The organism is Halomonas sp. ND22Bw (assembly GCF_003011945.1).
Lineage (GTDB): Bacteria > Pseudomonadota > Gammaproteobacteria > Pseudomonadales > Halomonadaceae > Halomonas > Halomonas halophila.
In genome coordinates this window covers 1-237 of sequence record NZ_PXWD01001750.1, presented here as the reverse complement: position 1 = coordinate 237, position 237 = coordinate 1, and the positions used below count along the sequence as shown (strand labels likewise).

Here is a 237-nt window from a genome sequence, read left to right as displayed (position 1 = left end):
ACCGGTCGTTGAGCAACCGGTAGAACCGGTTATCGAAGAGCAGGCAGAATCGGTGGCAGCATTGTCGGCGGGGCTGGTAGATGCGGGTGAGATCAGTTTTTTTGCCGCCCTGCTCCCTGCGGTGATGGGCCTTTTGGATGCCACTCTGTGGAGGCCCATGCTGAGGAAGCTCGTGTCGCCAATGAAATGGTGGCTGCAACGGAACTGGTCTTGGAGGCTGCCACACTTAGCTTTCCA

The 237-nt window shown here is 57.8% G+C and carries 1 protein-coding gene; it reads left to right on the top strand.

Annotated features, from left to right (window positions below; genetic code table 11):
* Positions 1-237, top strand: a 237-nt coding sequence (locus CVH10_RS27135; RefSeq protein ID WP_219925111.1) for a hypothetical protein, incomplete at both ends; no start/stop codon positions are given.